The following is an 18,621-nucleotide window of genomic DNA, read 5'->3' on the forward strand; positions in this document are numbered from 1 at the left end:
TTTGGGCTCAACTAGGGAGTGAATAATGGGTACTGTCTATCTCGAGGTAAGATAATACGGTCGGCATCAGGCCACGGAATATCGAAGCATGGATCGTCCCACCGCACCCCTCGGGCACTCTCCGGATGAAATGTTTCAGATATCTGATAGAACACCTCAGAATCGTCCTCGAGAGTTTGATAGCCGTGCGCCACCCCCTCAGGGATATAGAGCAAGAGCCCATTGGCTTCCGTGAGCACGACACTGGTATGTCTCGTATAAGTGCTGGAACCAGGCCGCAGATCAATGACGACGTCAAAGATCGCACCACGGGTGCACCGTACCAACTTCACCTCCTCGTGAGGTGGAACTTGATAGTGCATCCCTCTCAAGGTCCCTTTCCTGCTGTTATACGAGACACTGCATTGAGAAATTTTTGGGTTCAATCCATGCTTAGAATACTCTTCCGTAGACCATGTTCTGGCGAAGAAACCTCGCTCATCCTCTTTTCTTTCGGGCTCGACAATAAAAGCGCCCTTAAGAATGGTCTCGTGGAAAATCACGAATAAACCTTTACCTCTGGGATAGGCACGACAAACTTACCACCCCATTCACGAACAAATGCCATCTGCTCCATGATCTCATCCCGAAGATTCCACGGCAGAATGAGGACATAATTAGGCCGCGTGAGTTTTATTTGATCTGGCGAATAAATGGGAATGCGTACCCCGGGAAGATAGTGACCTTGTTTGTGGGGACTACGGTCTACAGTGTATGCAACAAGGTCGGTACGTACACCGCAATAATTCAGAAGGGTGTTTCCTTTGGCCGGGGCCCCATAGCCGGCAATGGTTTTTCCCTCCTGCCGAGCCTCGATGAGAAACGAGAGCAATTTTCTCTTGGTCGCTTCAACCTGGGGTCCAAATGTTAGATAGTGACTGAGGCGATTGAATCCTCCGGCCACTTCTCGCGCTTTCAATTCCCTTGCCCTATCCGTTGTGGGCTTTGAGCCATCTTCGCTATGCCGTCCGTAGATCCTTAATGACCCACCATGTGTTGGCAATTCCTCTACATCAAAAAGAGCTAAGTCATGACGCGCAAATACCTGCTCAACCGCCAGGAATGAAAAGTAAGAAAAATGTTCATGATAGATGGTATCGAACTGATTCTGATCCATCAATCGGAGGAGATGAGGAAACTCCATCGTCACCGCACCAGTTGGCTTCAAGAGAATCTTCAATCCCTTCACAAAATCGTTGAGATCCGGCACGTGCGCAAGAACGTTGTTGCCGATGATAAGATCGGCCGTCCAACCTTCGGACTTGAGATCGAGCGCGGTCTTCTCTCCAAAGAAGGCCACTTTCGTATTAATGCCTTTCCCCTTTGCCACTTCTGCCACGTTTCCTGCGGGCTCCACGCCTAGAACGGGGATCTTACGTGCCACAAAATTCTGCAAAAGATATCCATCATTGCTGGCGATTTCGACCACCTTCGAGCATGAATTGAGATTGAACCGAGCAGCAATCATTTCCACATAGGCCTTCGCATGCGCCAGCCACGAATCCGAGAAAGATGAGAAATAGGCATAGTCTGAAAAGATGTCGTGCGGACTCGTAAACTGCTCCAGTTGAACCAACCAGCATTTCGCACAGACATATACGTGCAACGGATAGAACGGCTCCATGCGATTTCGTTGTTCCGGCTTGACATAGGAATTCGCGAGTGGTGACATACCCAAATCAACGAAAGTATGTTCAATCGCTGCGCCGCACGATCGACAGAGTGATTGTTTCATGCCTGCCTCTTCTTTCTCTATCGCGACTGACTGTTTCCCTGCCTTGACACGCCCCTCAAGCCCGACCACGTTCTTTCCAAAGGAGATCTTCAGTCACCTGTCCGCCTTCTCGTAATTTTCGCAGCGTTACCAAGCGGACGAACTCGCCCGTCCGAAAATCCTGATCCTGGAATTTCATTGCTGCGAGACCGTTCCGAATGTCGACCACGGCGCCGGGAAGATCAACGCTCGGAAGATATCCCTGCGCAAGCTTGGAAAATTTGGCGAAGCTTACACGATAGGATCGCTTATCCGGTTGCGCGTCCTTATTGATCAAGACTTCTACATTCTCCACCACATTGGCCACTGCAGCTGCCAACTCCTTAACCTGATAGTTCCATCCGTCGCTTCCGACATTAACCGTCAAAAACGTTCCACCGTCGCGATAGTCCCGCTGCACAGCCCAATCGATTGCCCGAGCCATATCCTTCACATGGATGAGAGGACGCCACGGAGTTCCATCGCTTAGAATGTTGATCCGTTTTGAGACGAGTGCTCCGGCGACAAAATCATTCAAAACCAGGTCGAGCCGGAGACGATCACTCATGCCGCATGCCGTCGCAAACCGAAGACATGTAACACTAAAACCGTCAGACGCCAATCCGGAAAGATCCCGTTCCGTGAACACTTTTGATTTGGCATACGCCGTTAATGGATTCAGCGCGTCTTCCTCTTGTCTAGGTCCCCCTTCCGCAAAGCCATACACGCTGCAACTGGAGGCAAACACGAATGACTTCACACCCGCGCGCTTGGCCTTTTCGGCAAGCTTCACGCTGGCTCGATGATTGATGTCAAGCGTGACGCCCTCAAAGAGTGCTCCCATTGGATCATTGGATATGGCACAGAGATGAACCACTGCATTCACGCCACGCACAACGTCATCGGAGATATTACGAATGTCGCCGAAGTACTGCAGATCCACCAGACTCTCGGGAAATCTCTTGGCACCGGTCAAGCATTGAGCGAAGTAGCCCGCGTCGTACCCGATGAGTTCTGCACCAGGATGGGCTTCCCGCAATCGGCGTACCACCAATGGTCCAACGTAACCCATATTACCTGTCACGAGAATCCTCATACTGCTCCCTTCAATTCAGGACCGTCCGAATGTGTTCACACACATGCTCAGAAAACGGAATACTACAGGTGAATGCTGGAGAAACGGCGTTCAAGACGTGCATGGAGGATCGGTCACCTTCCAAAACAAAATCCATTTCCAGTTTCCGTTTCTCAATATCCACCAACTGGGCTCGAATGCCGGGCTTTCCCCACTGCTGATAGTGGTCCGGCTTTACTCCTTCCGCCAGAAGGCTTGCCAGTGCAATCATCTTCGACTTGGAATACTTTGCCAACTCTCTTACTGCAAGAGACTTGAAGTCAAAATTTGAGTTGACCAACAAACCGAGCCCTCTGACAGCTACCTCGAGAAACTCATTCAAGTGAAAATTCTCCGTCCATCCATACTGTTCCCGCCAGAATCCAGGAATCGCCGTTGGACCAATCTTGGCCTTTCCTCCTGCGCCCACGGTAAAATGTACACCCAGGAATGGATTCTTGAGGTCAGGAACTGGATAGATGTTTGTGCGAATGGATCCTGGAGGTTCACTGGAATAGAGATACAGCCCCTTGAATGGAAGGATTCGATATCTGGAAGAGAATCCGTAATCGCGTGCAATGCGGTCAGCATAGAGACCGGCCGCATTTACGACATATCCGGCCTCCCTCGTACCTTGGGTGGTCTTCACTTTCCCACGTTCACGTCCGAGATAGCGGACGCCACACCAAATCTGCACTCCTTCCTCGGTCGCGTCCTTCTTCATGGCCTGCATGACTTCGGTAGGGTCAACTGTGGCCGTGGCAGGTGAAAACAACGCACGTCCACATGTCTTCACACGGGGCTCAATAGACTTCGCTTCCTTCTCGGATATTTCCTCCAGCGGAATCCCATTCGCTCGGCCCCTCCGCAACAGTTCATCAAGCCCCGCATGATCTTCAACATTGCGAGCAACAACCAATTTCCCACATTTGTTGAGCGGAATATTTTTCCTCTCGCAATACTCGGTCAACTGACGATTGCCTCTCCATGTCAGTCGCGCCTTCAGACTTTCTGGAGAGTAGTAGAATCCCGCGTGGAGGACTCCGCTGTTTCTACCACTGGCATGCAACCCACATGCGGCCTCTTTTTCGAGGAGGTGGACCGACGAATCAGGATAGAACTTTCGCAGGCCACGCGCGATGTTTAGGCCTATCACTCCCCCCCCGATGACTAGGAAGTCCGAATGCACTGATTACCATGCCTTCCAGGGCGCTTTGCCGGATTGCCACTGATCTTCAAGCACACTCTTGTCACGTAAGGTATCCATATTCTGCCAGTATCCGTGGTGCTTGTAAGCTGAGAGCATTCCCTCATCAGCAAGCTGTCTCATGGGTTCTTCCTCCCAAACAGTTGAGTCTCCACGGATATAGTCCAAGACATCGGGTTGCAGCACAAAGAACCCGCCGTTAATCCAAGCACCATCTCCCTTCAGTTTTTCTCGAAAGTTGTGAATTTTGGTTTCTTTGTCCGGGAGTGAAAAGGCACCAAATCGTCCAGGCGGCTGGACTGCAGTCAGCGTCGCAAATGTTCGCTGTGCCTTGTGAAAGGAGATGAGTCTGCCGAGATTGACATTGGAAACACCGTCACCATAAGTTAAGCAAAACGTCTCGTTTCCGATGTATTCCCTCACACGCTTAATCCGCCCACCTGTCATCGTATGATCACCGGTGTCAACTAGTGTTACTTTCCATGGCTCAGCAGAGCTGCGATGAAATTCCATCTTGTTGGACTGGACGTCAAAAGTTACATCGGAGGTATGAAGAAAATAGTTCGCAAAGAACTCCTTGATAATATAGCCCTTGTAACCACAGCAAATGACAAACTCCGTGATATTGTGAGCCGAGTAGATCTTCATAATATGCCAAAGGATCGGCTTGCCACCGATCTCCACCATTGGCTTCGGCCGTACAATCGTCTCTTCAGATAATCGAGTACCCAAACCGCCTGCAAGAATCACTGCTTTCATTAAAACCCTCCAAATATTTCGCGGAGTGAGTCATGAGCCGAACAGCTCGAATATTCTAGGCAGGACGCACCAAGTCTCACTACGTCTGCTGGACAACCCAATATTTACGACACCCTCCAGCTCCACCAATCGAGTGCTTTATCACGAAATGAGTCAGGACTCCCCATTGTCTGCAGGATTGTGATAAGTGGTCCACTTAAGCAGTGGGCGGATGACGCCAAGTATATCTCCAGCATAGTCTCCCCTTGCTGAAGTCCCTACTCCGCTTTCATGCACATGAAAGGCAACGGCATCTAGAACATGACAATGATCATGAAATGGAACTTCGGTAATAACGGCGCAATTGACGATCAGAGTCCCTTCAGTAAGTAGATGCCCAGGAATCCATGCGGTACTGACATAACGACCAATCGGCCGAGGACGGCGTATCCATGCCGGATCACGATCATATGTTTCGAAGACGACGACTCCTTCTTCGGTATGCAGTAGAAAGCACGGAACCAAGACCTGGCCGGGTTGAAGGACATCAAATTCCAGCGCGATGCCAATCGACTCACCAATGTCGACCGAATCCTTTACGAACTCATTCTCTGTCCGAACACGAAGTGAGCGAAACCGTATCGTGTCGTTTCCTGGCGCAGATTCTGGGTCTACCCACTCTTTCGAAGGGGTGATGCTGCCAGCCGAATACAGATACTCCCCAACAACTTGGTGCGCAGGGCCTTCGTTAATCAGGCGTCCTTTTTCAAGTAGTATTGCCTTCTTACACAACCGTGCAACAGCCGACATGTCATGCGACACGAAAAGCACTGTTCGCCCGGACTTTCCTGCTTCAGCCATTTTATCGAAACACTTCTGTTGGAACCGACCGTCGCCGACAGCCATGACTTCATCAACTATCAGAATCTCCGGATCCATATGTGCGATCACAGAGAAGCCTAGGCGGACATGCATACCGCTCGAATAGTGCTTGACCGGCGTGTCTATGAAGCGCTCAACCTCAGAAAAAGCGACAATTTCGTCAAATTTTCGATCGATCTCACGCTTCTTCATTCCCAGGATCGCGCCGCTCAAGTAAATATTGTCCCGGCCCGTTAGCTCAGGATGAAATCCGGTTCCTACTTCCAGAAGGCTGCAAAATCTCCCCTCCATTGCCGCACGACCGCTTGATGGTTCTGTGATTCGTGAAAGTATCTTCAAAAGTGTGCTCTTGCCGGATCCATTACGCCCAATGATACCGACAGAATCACCCTTGTTGATTTCAAACGTGACGTCCTTCAGAGCCCAGATCAAATTGTCGTCAGGCTGGGAACTGGCACCGATTCCCAAAAGGTTACTAGCCCGATAGGCCAGTGCATCAATCAGACGATCGTGCCGGCGGCGCGTAGACCCGATCCGATACTGCTTCGAAAGACCTTCCGCTCGTATGGCTGCATTCCCCATTAGATTACGTCCGCGAACGTCCGCTCCATCCATTTGAAATATAAAAGACCACCCAAGAGAAGCATGATCACTACTCCTGTACTCACGCCAATCGCAAGAAAATCGGGACTTACCTTTCCAAGTAAAGCCCAACGAAATCCTTCAATCACTCCAACCATCGGATTGAGACTGTAGAGCGGCCGCCACTTTTCCGGCACCATGTTCACCGAATACACGACTGGAGAAGCATACATCCACAACTGAATGATTAGAGGAAGTACGGCTCCAATGTCTCGATATTTGACATGGATGGCCGACAGCCACAGTGACACGGCCAGTGAAGAGGCAAGTGCGAGTAGGAGTAGAAAGGGAAGTGCCAAAACCCCGTATGTTGGAACAACGCCATACCAGATCATCATTCCGATCAACAGCACCAACCCCACGAAGAAATCCACTAGTCCAACCAGTGTGGCAGAGATTGGAATGATTACTCGAGGGAAATACACCTTTTTGATTAATCCGGCTTCCGCGACCAAGCTTCCGGCACTCTTATCAAGACTTCGCGAGAAGTACAGCCAGGGAAGTAATGCCGCAAAGGCGAAGAGAGGATATGGAAGCCCGTCTGACGGGAGTTTCGCCCAGTAGCTAAAGATAACCGTGAAAATCGCCATGGAAAGTAATGGCTGCACGAGTGCCCAGCCAATCCCCATTGCCGTTTGTGCATAGCGAGCTTTCACATCGCGCCATGCAAGGAATAGCAGTAACTCCCGATGCATCCAGATGGCGCCAAAGTCTAAGTGAAAAAGGCTGCTTGTTGGTTCAATGAGAATACGGTGGCCGCCTGCAACGTCCACTTGCAGAGTAGGTGTCGGAGCAAAGATGTCTTTAGCTGCGGTCATTGAAGTTTCCTATCTGAGTCTAGCATAGGGATAGGCCGAGTAAAGAAAGCACATGGAGTATTGGTCTCAAATTTGCGAGACGGGATGGACAGCGCGCGAGGAAAAGATTTTAGCCACAAACCGCGCTTTGGAGTGATTCTCGATGAGAATGCTCCATACCTTCAATAAGCCTCTGAATCGGGCCAAAACGGAACTCGCTTAGCAGGGACACAAGCCTCGGTTCTGTCTTATGAAGATTGTTGTAGTGGCGAAATCTCGACAGCAAAGAACCTTCCATGCGAGGTTGGGCTGGGTCAAGCTCCCAGGGATGAAGGTACATAACCAGCGGCTGTCTCGCACGCTCGATTCTTTTGAGAAAGCGGCGCAGAATTATGTACGGTATCAGACGGAAGTAGCCGCCACCAGCAACCGGCCATCGGAGACCGAATACTTCAATCGTGGAAGGGGGAACTTCCCACAGAAAACCGGCTTTTGTCGCTAACCGGTGGCAATGTGGTTCTGCGCCAGGCATCCCGTATCTATCGTGAACGATCGGGAAGACACTAGAGTCATATACATAGCCCTCTTCCACAAGAATTTCCAAGGCCCATCGCGTTTCATTTGTAATTGAAAAACTCGGGGCTCGGTAGCCTAATATAGGCTTTCCAATAGCATTCTCCAGTATCTGCTTCGCCTTCCGAATATCGGCCCTGAAGCTTTCAGGCGTTTGCGTAGTCACCAATTCATGTGAGTAGCCATGAGAAGCGATCTCATGACCTTCCAGAGAAAGTGATCTGATCAATTCCGGATGGCGCTCCGCCACCCAACCAAGCACAAAGAATGTCGCCTTCATATCATGAGCTGCCAATATATCGGCGATCCTGCGCGTATTGTTTTCAACACGACTCTCAAGAGAATCCCATTGTTGCCTTCTGTTCTCAGACCAAAATGCGGATACCTGGAAATGCTCTTCCACGTCGAACGACAGACCGTGATGGAGTGCGGATTTTGCGGAATTCATCGAGCCCCTTCACCCAAACTAATCACTCGGACGGTTTCGATCAAGATACGAAAATCCAATCGGAGTGACAGGTGCTTCACATAGTACAAATCATATTGGAGTTTGACATGGGAATCTTCAACAGAGGCGCCATAGCGGAACTGGGTCTGAGCCCACCCCGTAATTCCAGGCCTTACGGCGTGACGAATATCATAATAAGGAATGACCGACCGGAGTTCCTGAACAAACACCGGACGTTCCGGACGAGGACCAACAAGACTCATTTCCCCTTTGAGCACATTGATGAGCTGCGGAATCTCATCAAGCCTCCATTTCCTCAAGTATCGACCCACTCTTGACACACGCGGATCCTTTTCAGTTGTCCAACGTGCGCCACCCTTTTCGGCATCGATAAACATCGAGCGAAACTTCCAGATCATATATGGTTGAGCGCGAAGACCAACTCTCACCTGGCGATAAAATACCGGACCAGGCGAATCTAGCCGAATGATGATTCCAACCAGAACCATTACCGGCAGGAGGGCCGCGAGCCCTACAAATGATAGACACACATCGATAAACCGCTTGAGCGTTTTCACGATAAAGCCAGCGCGAAAACCTGTGGAAAAAATGATAGCACTAGGCTTAAGCTCGTCTATCGGAATCCGGCCCGACTCTTCTTCATACAAATGATGTCCGTCAAATACATCAATTCCCATCCCCTTCAAATCGAGCAACTCTTTGAGGGGAAGTATTGCCCGTCGATCTTCTAGACAAACGGCAATCGTATCCACCCGGTGACGCTCGACGACATCGACGAGCTGATCCATTACACCGATTACCGTTTGTTCTCTCGAGCCTTCGAGCATTTGCGCATCATCTTTCGCCAGCATTCCCACCACGTCTGTGAACATCCTTCTTCGAGAAAGCAGGATCTGCGAAAGGTCGCGGGCAAGTGGCCCGGTTCCAAGAATGAGTATTCTTCGCTTGGCGCCGGGTACGCGAAAAATCGCCTTCGGTGCACGCTCGTCGACGAAGGGCCGAACCCTCTGCGATCCTGATCTATCTGAGCTGCTTACGATTAGACTCATAAACCCTACTGCTGTAGTTGTAATAGGAGTACGGTGCATCCTGCGCTTCAACTCCATTCAAGATGACCGCAACCGCTCTTTCCTGCCCAATCATCTTGATTGCGCTACTCACCACGTCGCGGGAAGTGGCTCGAGCCCTAACGACATGGGCCACCACATCCGCGGACCTAACTATGAGCATGGCCTCTGCGACGGGGAGTAAGGGCGGAGAATCCACAACGACATAGTCGAATCGCTCTCTCAAACTGGCAATGAGTTCGGAGAGTCGGTCAGCATGAGTCAGAGCAGCAGTTCCAGACTGCTCGATTCCGGCCGGCAGAATCCAAACCCCCAATTGCTCATGGTATTCTAAGCACTCCTCCAATGTCTTGTGTCCAAGTAGCACTTCAGCTACTCCCGCTGCCAACTCTAAGCCTGCATAGGCATGCACCATTGGTCTTTTCAGGTCACAGTCCAGAAGTACTGTCTTCCTATTCAAGTCTCTTGAAAGAACATGAGCCAGATTCAGTGCCGTAGAGGTTTTCCCTTCCCCCATCAAAGCACTCGATATACACACCACCGTGCTTTTTTGTTTATCGACCATTAGACCAAGTCTGGTAGCAGCCACGCGATATTGCTCGGCAACAGCCGACCTCGGATACCACATAGCCACAAGCTCCGGTCCAACGGCGACCTGCATAGCACCGGACGTTGTTGAATCCTCCCGATTGAGGCCCGGCAAGGACAGCAGCCGTGGTTTTCGCGCGACCGGTTCCACCGATCCCTTGGCGGATCCGGGCCAAGCCGACTCAAACTGAGAAATAGCCGCAAGAACCGGAAGCCCGAGAGTCAGTTCCACCTCTTCCGCAGACACAAAGCCTCGCCGCAACAGTTCTATCCCAAAGGCTGAGCCAAAACCTACCGCACATCCAAAACCGAAACCTCCAAACAGGATGAAGTAGATATTCGGTTTCTCAGGCAGATTGGGCAAACCGGCTTGCTGAACGATGCGCAGCTTGGTCCCCTGACTCTTCTGCTCCAAATCACTAGCCATACCGATCGTCATTTTCTTTTCGAGAATCGATTGGTAGTTTTTCTGCAAATTTTCATAGTCACGCTGTATCGACATCAATTCTTGCTGGTTTACTGTCGTACCCTCAATCCTAGCCTCATATTTTCGGATCTCAGCCTTGATACGAGATTGTCGAAGCCGAACCAGTTCCAACTCCCTCAGGATGTCTTCGCGCTGCTTCGTCAATTCCGTCTTATACGGATCAATGGCCTTGCGTTTGCGCTTGACGCCGGTGTCACTATCAATGGCAGGCTCTTGATCTATATAGAGCTCAATGTAATCTTCGGTGCTCATCGCCTGCAATTTTTTGATCTCATTGCGGACGCTCGCAACATCAGGATATGACTCTTTATATGTGGATTGCAGTGCGGCTAGATTTCGTTCCAACTGCTTGATCCGCGACAGACGCGGGTCTTTCGTGGCGCGCTGAGGCCCTACATCGCTGGCAGGATCCTCATACTCTCTAATTGCCTTGTCCACAGAATCCAGACGCAAGCTGACCGTTTTCTCCACCTCCTGCTGCGCAGCCAATTCAGTTTCCAGGCGATCAATCGCGTGCATATTAGAATTGAGCTGTTCGGGAAGCTGTCCCAGGTGGGATTGTTTGAATTCGGCGAGCGCCTTCTCCTTCACCTCTAATTTTTTTTTCAGGACATCTAACTCGTGCTGCAAGAACTCCGATGAACTTTCCGCAATGACGGCACGACTTTCACTGTGTTCTTTCACGAAAAGGCCCGACAGTCTGGCTATTACGTCCCTTGCCATCTCCGGACTAGAGTCGGCGAAGGACACCCGTACAAAAGGAGCTTCTTTCACGTCAAACTTGACTTCCTTACGCATCCTTGAGGCGATATAGTCATCGTATTCTCGAGTCGACCCTTCCTTTTCATAGCCGTAGAGGTGGAATTCTTGAGCCACCTGCATTAACAATTCTTGCTTATACAGCCATTCACTCATCGCACCGACTCGATTGGCCATGACAAACTCAGGCTTGTCTCCTGCGGGTTCATCGACACTTTGAACATAGCGTACTTTTTGTTCTTCGAATTGGACTAAGACACTGGACCGATAACTCTTTGGCAACCATTCATAGAGTCCCCAGGAGAGCCCCGTGGACACCACGACGGCCACGATGATCATCCATTTATGATTATTTACGACTCTGAGATAGTCCTCAGGAGTATTGAGACCTGTGTACACGTCTTCGCGATGCTCCTTATTCTGTTACTTTCCAGGCCCCAGTAGGGTCCCACCACCGGACGGAATCGCCCCAGGTCCTGCATCTGAAGGAGTCCCACCTTCAGCGGGAGCGGCCGTTCCAGAGGTTCCGAATGACCCCAGCCCCCCCATGCGGAAGAAAGATTGATTGGTAAACGCGTAGGAAAGCGTTAACATCACCATCTTCTTTGAAAATGCATATTGATCTTCAATTCCAGTTGGCTGTTCATTCATATTAGAAAAATACATCCATCTGTAGGTCAAATTGGCAAGCACTGGACCGATTAAGTAACTGGCCCCAACACTCGCATTTACTGAATCGAATGTTGATTGGGGATCACTGGTTGAACCATGCGAATAGTTAAGGCCTAGCTGACCCGAAAGTTTGGAAGTAATTCCACCGGTGATATTTGCCCCAGCAATGTGTGTTTTCATTGGGCCAGATCCAATAACGAAACTGGGATAGACGTTGTAGTTGTAACTCAGCCTGGTTCCGAACTGACCGGGTGGCATGATCCCACCAGGCATCAATGTCCCTTCCAAAGCAGGCAAGCCATCGAACGGCGCAGGGGCGGCTGCACCAGCAGCTCTAAGTCCCTCAGAAAATGTTACGTAGTTTAAATTAGCAGTGATGGCAGGAGCTACTTGCAATGGAACCCTTTGCCCAGCACCCGTCGAATCGATAGGCATAGTCATGACACCACCACCCATCAGCGTCGTGCTCAGCGTTGGGGTCCATTTTCGATCCCAATTCAACGTTCCATTGAAGGTAGTGAAGGAGCTCGACCCCCCGGTATTGCCTTGTTGATCGAAATGGGACATCCGCGCAGTGGTTCCCACTGTATCCCGGAGCGACAATTGGTTCGCAATGGTCATTGTGGCCTGATGGCCGTCTGTATCGAAAAGCTGATTCTCAACTCCTCCGGACTGGCCACTGAAGTGGATCTTGGAATAGTTATAGCTGCCACTTACAGTTGTGGTACGCGTCAGCAAGTATCCGGCATTTACTCCAAAATTCAGGTTGTGTGTGTACACGCGGTTCGTGACTTGTCCGACGTTCAGCGGAGAGGTTATCGTCGTCGCTCCTGCTCCGGCGCCGATACCTCCTCCCGTCGCTCCAAAGGAGGTCACGGACGGGGTGAATTGATATGTTCCAAAAAGGCCGAAGGAGACGATGCGTTGGGAAATTCTGTCTGCGTAGTTCTTGAGGTCAAGACGTCCAGTAGCATTGAGTCCCGTATAATTGAGATTGCTGTTGTGCGCGTACATCGAAACGATGCCTCCGACCGCAAAACTACTTCGCACACGCGATCCTAATTGCGCCACGTTGATCTGAGGCGTAATCTGCGTGATGAAATCTTCAGGTTGAGTGCCTGGCTGCAATAGCGACTTGGGGGTATAAAAGACATTTGAATCATAAGTCTCAGTGACCGACACGGTTGGAATAATACGTGTCTGTGCAAACGCACTCATGTTCATGAACCAGCCGAGGGTTGCAAGCATGATGAAGGTGAAGAGAGCCCATTGTCCAGTTAGGCCGGAATCACGGTACAACAATGACATCACCAGCCTTCAGGACGATATTTGCCTCCAGGTTTCTGCCTTGGACAATATCTTGATAAGGAACCGGAATCATGACCTGCTTCGTTTCCCCCTGTCCGTTCTTGACCATTCTGAGAACATGCACATTATTTCTGGATGCGAAGGTCGTGAACCCTCCGGCGTATGAGATTCCTTGAAGCACACTCGCAAAAGACTTCAGTACGTACTTGCCAGGCTTAGCGACTTCACCGACAACGAACACATGGTAACTATTGATTTCTTTAACCTGCACTGACACGGTCGGCGTCGACATGTATTCCGCGAGCTTGTCCGCGACCTGCTTTGACAAATCCTGTGCGGTAAGACCGGCCGCTGTTATATCGCCGATGAGAGGAAGAGAAATTTTCCCATCGGGCCTGACAATAACCTCTTTGGAGAGGTCCTGATTCCTCCAAACAGTGACGACCAATACATCTTCCGGGCCAATAAGAAATTCGGTGGGAGGCACAGAGGAGCCGCGATATTGCATATCTTGCGACTGACAACCCACCATCGAATATTGCAGCAACAGTACGAGAAGCCCTGCAATAAGACGCCCTTTGCCGTTACGTTTACCACTGAAAATGCTTTTCACTACGCCCATGTTGGCTCCATGAGACCAGAATTTCTATATGTACAGCGCTCGTCGCGCGATCTTAGTTCAGCTTCTACCGACTCGGCAGCACCACCATGGTCTCGGATGGGACGACGATCTGATCACCTGGCTTCAATTCGATGTTTTGACTGGACCCATCTCGTACAACAATGTCGTCGTAGCTCGCCTTGAGCTTGGTCTGCCCTTCGCCGTCCTTCGTAAACCGGAACACCACAATCTTGTTTCGGGCCGCCATGGGCGTGAACCCGCCAGCAACAGTAATGCCTTGCAGTAAGGTGGTCTTGCTCTTCAGGGGAAACTTTCCTGGCTTGTTAACTTCGCCCAAAACGTAAATGTTATAGCTCTGTACATCCTTTATCATGATGGAAATCGTGGGATTTTCCATGTAGGCCCTGAGTCCTGTCGAAATCTCCTCGGTCAATTGAGTGGGTGTCTTTGCGACTGCGGAGATATCTCCCAAGAGAGGAAGCGAAATTCTTCCATCTGGCCTCACCTGGACTTGCTTTGACAGATCTGCGTTCTTCCAGACGGTAATCTCCAAAACGTCTTCAGGACCTATAATATATTCCGGCGTGACTATTAGGAGTGATTTTTCGGCAGCGCCAGGTGCCGCTGCTTTAGTGGAAGCCGCACCATGCTTCTTGGGATCAACCTCTTGTGCTGAAACGACTGACATACCAGTCAGTAGTGTTAGTAGCACCGCGTACACTCCAAGTACATTTGTCTTCCGCATGTTTATGACCTCATAAGAACATAATTGTCGGCATCAAGGCAGGCTACCGCCCTTGAGGATACACCTCTCTCACTTGAAACCAACTCAAATAACAGACCCGTCTCTCACTATACTTATACAGCTTCGGGAAATTTTTCGATATCCGAAAGCTGTATGACTGCTCGACTTTGATAGAGAAGAGTCCGAAGGAGGACCACAACCCGTTCCTTACTCGGCAAAGAAGAGCCAAATATGCCTTTAATTCCTGCCAACGGACCGTGATTGATCTGTACAATTTCACCAGGCTTGAAACTGGGCAAGTGGATCGTATGCGTCCGTTCCAGTCGAATTTTGATCTCGTCTAGCAAAGAAGACTCGACTTCTGCTGGAAAGGAGCCAAACATCACTATCTTTCGAACTCCTCGACAGTACGATACAATCCGATATTGCCTGTCATAATCAAACTTGGCGAAAAAATAACCAGGGAAGAGTCCAGCTGGTCGAGTCCGTCGCTGACCTCGAATGTTAAAGACTTCTCTGATCTCTGGATAATACGTGTCAATTCCTACCTGCCGCAGGACTGAAGTCGTCGTATATTCCTGCTTTGGTTTCGCCATGATGGCGTACCACTTCTCCATTCAGATGATCCTTCCTTGGCCTTCACCAAATAATGGCTGTTCTGATCAAAACATAAACTTCAGCCCTACAAAATATGGGCCGAATCCATTGGAGTGGCTAAACGGCAGTTTTCTAGTCCAGCGCACCTCAGCCAAGGTAGGAGTGTCTGCAACGGCTGTTGGTGTCGGCACATACACTTTTAATACCTGTTCAATGGCTGGAGGATGATCCATCAACAAGAGCATTCCGCCATTGCTGATATTGACAGATAGGGCTTTTCCTTGGCGGGTTGAGGGAGCTGGATCCTTAGCTGCAGCCGTAATCTCGTATGGAATTGGCCTCAATAATGCCACTCTCTCATTATGTTTTTGAAAATCCACGGTAATCGGCCATTCCCACTCATTGTGTGCCACGACTCCCCCTTTCGTGCATGCCTTTCATGGGACATCTAACTCATTGCTGTCCGGCCACTTTCCCTTTATCGGGGGAAGTCCAGCGCTTCAAAAGCCGAACTCCTGTGAACTGCGTGACAGCAGAAAATGAGCTCCGATTAGGGAGATTACAGATAGGAGGAGTATAGAAATCGATTGAGGAACGAACAATACCGAACTTGTATGCCACGGTTCCCTTAAGGTGGGTGTTGACTCCCCCAAAAGGGTTAGGTAAAGTTTCCATACTGTGGTCTTATTAAAAGATTAGTACCGTTTACGTAGATTAACAGAAATCATCCGATTGTCTAGCATTGGCATTATATTGTAGGGTTCCTCGAAGGCTTCCTCGCACATGAGTGAATCACCGGCACCAGGTAGTTCTGAAACACTTGCTGACCAGCGCGCTGGTCCCGGCATCGTAGTGCTGTCCGCATCCATGCAGCTGTTACATATGAATCGTCAGGCTTCGGAATTGGCAAGACAGATTAATCTTGCCGAACATGGAGGAAATAGTTCTCGGCCTGCCCACGGTGTACTTCCCTCTGTATTGACCGAGCTTTGCGGAGAAATTGTCAAGGCACTTCATGTTCGTACTGAGGCAAAAGACTGGGAGCAATTTGAGATTAAGCGCGTGACCGGAAACCCTGAGCAACCGGTTCTTCTCCGTGGATTCGGATTGCCCGACCGGGGAGGAGTTCAGTTTGCAAGGTTAGTGGTGACCCTGGAAGAATTAGGACGGCGACAACAACTGAATACGGATCAAGCCAAAGAGAAGTTTCAATTAACGAATCGGGAACAGGCCGTCGTTGAGCACCTTGCAAAAGGCTGGACAAATAAGGAAATTGCAAATGCTCTCCAAATAACCGAACAGACAGTCAAGGAACATATTAAACACATCATGAGAAAGACGAATGCCACTACCCGCACAGGGATCCTCGTTCAGATTTTTAATTCCTAGATCGGCTTCAGCCCAAACCACTATATGGTGTATCAAATATGTAACGGTGCGCGATCTATGCGACACTCGCAATCCGAGTGAATTAGATTAATGTCTTGTTTACAATGAGTTACGCCTCATAAATTCTCGGCCCGCTGATTGCATTTCCATACATGGTATGAAGAAAGCATTCTTAATTCTCCTCGGCCTTTCTGTCTTGACACTGACGGGTTGTCAGACGCAGAACCACGTTAAAGATGGAGAAGGCACAAGCTTTTCAGCCCTCTGGAAAACTTATTCCCATTGCAATACTGGGGACACGCTCGACCAGATGAGCCATGATGCTCAAATTTTGAGAACCGCAGCAAGTCATTCACGTTCGCTTGATGGATTTGTGATACCTCTGCCTATTAAGATTGAACGACTTGTGTCTGCCCCTTCCGCTCGTCTAGCTGTTGATGTAAAGGCGATGGCTGCCTCATGTTCGTTGCGCGCGGGCCAGGCAGCTGCTCAAGTCGGCCATATCGAAATGGCTAGATCGCTTTTCGAAAGCGTTTTGGAGTACAGACCTCAGGCCGAGTATGCCTACTATTCTCTGCAAGCGAAGGCTGCGCTTTTGAATCTCGATAATCCTGCCATTACGGTTTCCCTTCATCACTGAGAACTCCGCTTCAAGTTCCCCTATCTTGATCAGTTGCATTTAGCAAACTGATAAACAGCTCTTCATAGGATCGTGCGCTTCGTGCCCATGATACGTCGGTCTTCATGCCTCTCTGAACCATATTGCTCCACAGCGCCGGTCGTGCATACGCAATAATCGCTTCACGCACGGCGTCGACCAACGCATCAGCCGTTGGCGCCAAGAGATGAAAACCCGTCGCTGTATCTGAGTTCTTGCCATCGCTGCCTAAAGGCAATACAGTATCTACGAGCCCACCCGTCTTGGTTACAATGGGTACTGTTCCATACCGCAAGCTGTACAGTTGACTCAGCCCACAGGGCTCGTACCGAGAAGGCATAAGAAATATATCGGCCCCGCCTTCGATTTGATGAGCGAGTGCTTCGTCAAATCCTATGCGCAATCCCATTCGGCTTGAAAATTGATCTCGTATTTTTGCGAGATTTGATTCATGTACGGGATCTCCAGTTCCTAACACCACCAACTGCAAACCCAGACTCATGAGCCTAGGGATGGCCTCCTCAACCAAATCGAGCCCTTTTTGCGAGGTGAGACGAGCAATGACTGCAAGGAGCGGCACATCTTCACTGGGCAATCCAAACTCTTTCTGAAGTGCCCGCTTGCACTGAACCTTACCGGTTGGTTTGTCAGCTGAATATCGGGTAGGAAGTGCCGGGTCGGTTTCAGGATTCCACACATCGACGTCGATTCCGTTGATGATTCCCTGTAACTTTTCTCGCCTAGCCTGTAGCACTCCTTGCAATCCGAAACCAAATTCCGGCGTGAGGATTTCCCGAGCGTAGGTAGGACTCACGGTCGTCAATCGATCAGCGAAGAGTATGCCACCCTTTAGCAAATTCACTGATCCGTAAAATTCGAGGCCTTCTTGCCTAAACAAGGGTTGCGGAAGGCCCGTCTGCCAGAATTTCTCTGACGGAAAGATTCCTTGATATCCCACATTGTGCAGCGTGAGCACCGTCTTGATCGTCTGAACCTCTGGCCTGGCACTGTCGAGTGTCTTGAGGTACACGGCACACAGCGCGGTCTGCCAATCATGAAGATGTAGGATGTCTGTTTGCCAACGCTTCTGACGATGAAGGTAGCGGATTACCTCAATCACCCCTCGAGAAAACCAAGCGAATCGTGCGAGGTTGTCGTCGAAGTCTTTCCCTTGGGCTTGATAGAGGCCTGAGCGGCCGAAAAATTCGTCGTAGCGTAACGCCCAGACTCGTACCGGTAGCTGTCCGGGCGTGGAGACGACATCTTCTTCGATCGTGGCCTCGCTCGCACCAAGAGATGTGTACATTGGAATGCGTTCGAGCACACGGAAGGTTCGCCCGGAATCGTCTAGGCTGGGATATCGAGGCAAGACGAGGATGACGTTGTGACCCAGTTTGGCCAGCTCAGACGGTAATGCTCCTGCGACATCGGCCAGCCCTCCTGTCTTGGCATAGGGAACGGCCTCGGACGCGGCCATGACGATATTCAGCGGACGAGATTGGTTCACGACAAGCC

At 50.2% G+C, this 18,621-nt stretch carries 18 protein-coding genes; 2 read left to right on the top strand and 16 right to left on the bottom strand.

The window, feature by feature from the left end:
* Nucleotides 1-11 precede the first annotated feature (11 nt).
* From rfbC to NSJP_RS18610, 15 genes are all read right to left on the bottom strand, one after another.
* Nucleotides 12-542, bottom strand: a complete 531-nt coding sequence (gene rfbC / locus NSJP_RS20245; RefSeq protein ID WP_080888351.1) for a dTDP-4-dehydrorhamnose 3,5-epimerase — start codon at nucleotides 540-542, stop codon at nucleotides 12-14.
* Nucleotides 539-1,774, bottom strand: a complete 1,236-nt coding sequence (locus tag NSJP_RS18545; protein WP_080888352.1) for a class I SAM-dependent methyltransferase — start codon at nucleotides 1,772-1,774, stop codon at nucleotides 539-541. Before NSJP_RS18545 ends, rfbC begins: the two co-directional genes overlap by 4 nt.
* A 55-nt stretch (nucleotides 1,775-1,829) precedes the next feature.
* On the bottom strand, nucleotides 1,830-2,888 hold the full coding sequence (locus tag NSJP_RS18550) for an NAD-dependent epimerase/dehydratase family protein (RefSeq protein ID WP_080888353.1): 1,059 nt from the start codon (nucleotides 2,886-2,888) through the stop codon (nucleotides 1,830-1,832).
* A 10-nt stretch (nucleotides 2,889-2,898) separates the two neighbouring features.
* Entirely contained in the window at nucleotides 2,899-4,095 is a 1,197-nt protein-coding gene (gene lhgO, locus NSJP_RS18555; RefSeq protein WP_080888354.1) for an L-2-hydroxyglutarate oxidase, read from the bottom strand.
* Between the two features lie 3 nt (nucleotides 4,096-4,098).
* The gene (rfbF, locus tag NSJP_RS18560; RefSeq protein ID WP_080888355.1) at nucleotides 4,099-4,872 is read right to left on the bottom strand and encodes a glucose-1-phosphate cytidylyltransferase; all 774 of its coding nucleotides are present in this window, start codon (nucleotides 4,870-4,872) and stop codon (nucleotides 4,099-4,101) included.
* 153 nt (nucleotides 4,873-5,025) lie between these two features.
* The gene (locus NSJP_RS18565) at nucleotides 5,026-6,315 is read right to left on the bottom strand and encodes an ABC transporter ATP-binding protein (protein WP_080888356.1); all 1,290 of its coding nucleotides are present in this window, start codon (nucleotides 6,313-6,315) and stop codon (nucleotides 5,026-5,028) included.
* The gene (locus tag NSJP_RS18570; protein WP_080888357.1) at nucleotides 6,315-7,193 is read right to left on the bottom strand and encodes an ABC transporter permease; all 879 of its coding nucleotides are present in this window, start codon (nucleotides 7,191-7,193) and stop codon (nucleotides 6,315-6,317) included. Before NSJP_RS18570 ends, NSJP_RS18565 begins: the two co-directional genes overlap by 1 nt.
* A 109-nt stretch (nucleotides 7,194-7,302) precedes the next feature.
* Complete coding sequence (locus tag NSJP_RS18575) at nucleotides 7,303-8,193, bottom strand: XrtA system polysaccharide deacetylase (protein ID WP_080888358.1); 891 nt, start codon at nucleotides 8,191-8,193, stop codon at nucleotides 7,303-7,305.
* Nucleotides 8,190-9,263, bottom strand: a complete 1,074-nt coding sequence (locus tag NSJP_RS18580; protein WP_172834471.1) for a TIGR03013 family XrtA/PEP-CTERM system glycosyltransferase — start codon at nucleotides 9,261-9,263, stop codon at nucleotides 8,190-8,192. The genes NSJP_RS18575 and NSJP_RS18580 overlap by 4 nt, the downstream gene beginning before the upstream one ends.
* Nucleotides 9,235-11,445 (bottom strand): polysaccharide biosynthesis tyrosine autokinase, encoded by a 2,211-nt coding sequence (locus NSJP_RS18585; protein WP_172834472.1) that lies wholly within the window; start codon nucleotides 11,443-11,445, stop codon nucleotides 9,235-9,237. The genes NSJP_RS18580 and NSJP_RS18585 overlap by 29 nt, the downstream gene beginning before the upstream one ends.
* A 93-nt stretch (nucleotides 11,446-11,538) precedes the next feature.
* Complete coding sequence (locus NSJP_RS18590; protein WP_080888361.1) at nucleotides 11,539-13,095, bottom strand: hypothetical protein; 1,557 nt, start codon at nucleotides 13,093-13,095, stop codon at nucleotides 11,539-11,541.
* The gene (locus NSJP_RS18595) at nucleotides 13,076-13,717 is read right to left on the bottom strand and encodes a polysaccharide biosynthesis/export family protein (RefSeq protein ID WP_080888362.1); all 642 of its coding nucleotides are present in this window, start codon (nucleotides 13,715-13,717) and stop codon (nucleotides 13,076-13,078) included. Before NSJP_RS18595 ends, NSJP_RS18590 begins: the two co-directional genes overlap by 20 nt.
* Before the next feature lie 64 nt (nucleotides 13,718-13,781).
* Nucleotides 13,782-14,462, bottom strand: coding sequence for a polysaccharide biosynthesis/export family protein (locus tag NSJP_RS18600; protein ID WP_080888363.1), 681 nt, complete (start codon nucleotides 14,460-14,462; stop codon nucleotides 13,782-13,784).
* 113 nt (nucleotides 14,463-14,575) lie between these two features.
* Nucleotides 14,576-15,079 carry a transcription termination/antitermination protein NusG gene (nusG, locus tag NSJP_RS18605; RefSeq protein WP_080888364.1) on the bottom strand — a complete coding sequence of 168 codons (504 nt, stop codon included), beginning with the start codon at nucleotides 15,077-15,079 and terminating at the stop codon, nucleotides 14,576-14,578.
* Between the two features lie 45 nt (nucleotides 15,080-15,124).
* Nucleotides 15,125-15,472, bottom strand: a complete 348-nt coding sequence (locus NSJP_RS18610) for a PilZ domain-containing protein (RefSeq protein WP_080888365.1) — start codon at nucleotides 15,470-15,472, stop codon at nucleotides 15,125-15,127.
* A gap of 370 nt (nucleotides 15,473-15,842) precedes the next feature.
* Between NSJP_RS18610 and NSJP_RS18615 the strand changes: the two genes are divergently transcribed.
* Together NSJP_RS18615 and NSJP_RS19425 are read left to right on the top strand one after the other, a co-directional pair.
* Nucleotides 15,843-16,448, top strand: coding sequence for a response regulator transcription factor (locus NSJP_RS18615; protein ID WP_080888366.1), 606 nt, complete (start codon nucleotides 15,843-15,845; stop codon nucleotides 16,446-16,448).
* A gap of 157 nt (nucleotides 16,449-16,605) precedes the next feature.
* Entirely contained in the window at nucleotides 16,606-17,088 is a 483-nt protein-coding gene (locus NSJP_RS19425; protein ID WP_155970489.1) for a hypothetical protein, read from the top strand.
* 10 nt (nucleotides 17,089-17,098) lie between these two features.
* Here NSJP_RS19425 and glgA read toward each other — a convergent pair whose 3' ends face one another.
* A complete protein-coding gene (gene glgA / locus NSJP_RS18625) occupies nucleotides 17,099-18,613 on the bottom strand; it encodes a glycogen synthase GlgA (protein ID WP_155970492.1) in 1,515 nt (504 codons plus the stop codon).
* Nucleotides 18,614-18,621: the final 8 nt, after the last annotated feature.

Source organism: Nitrospira japonica, assembly GCF_900169565.1.
GTDB lineage: Bacteria > Nitrospirota > Nitrospiria > Nitrospirales > Nitrospiraceae > Nitrospira_C > Nitrospira_C japonica_A.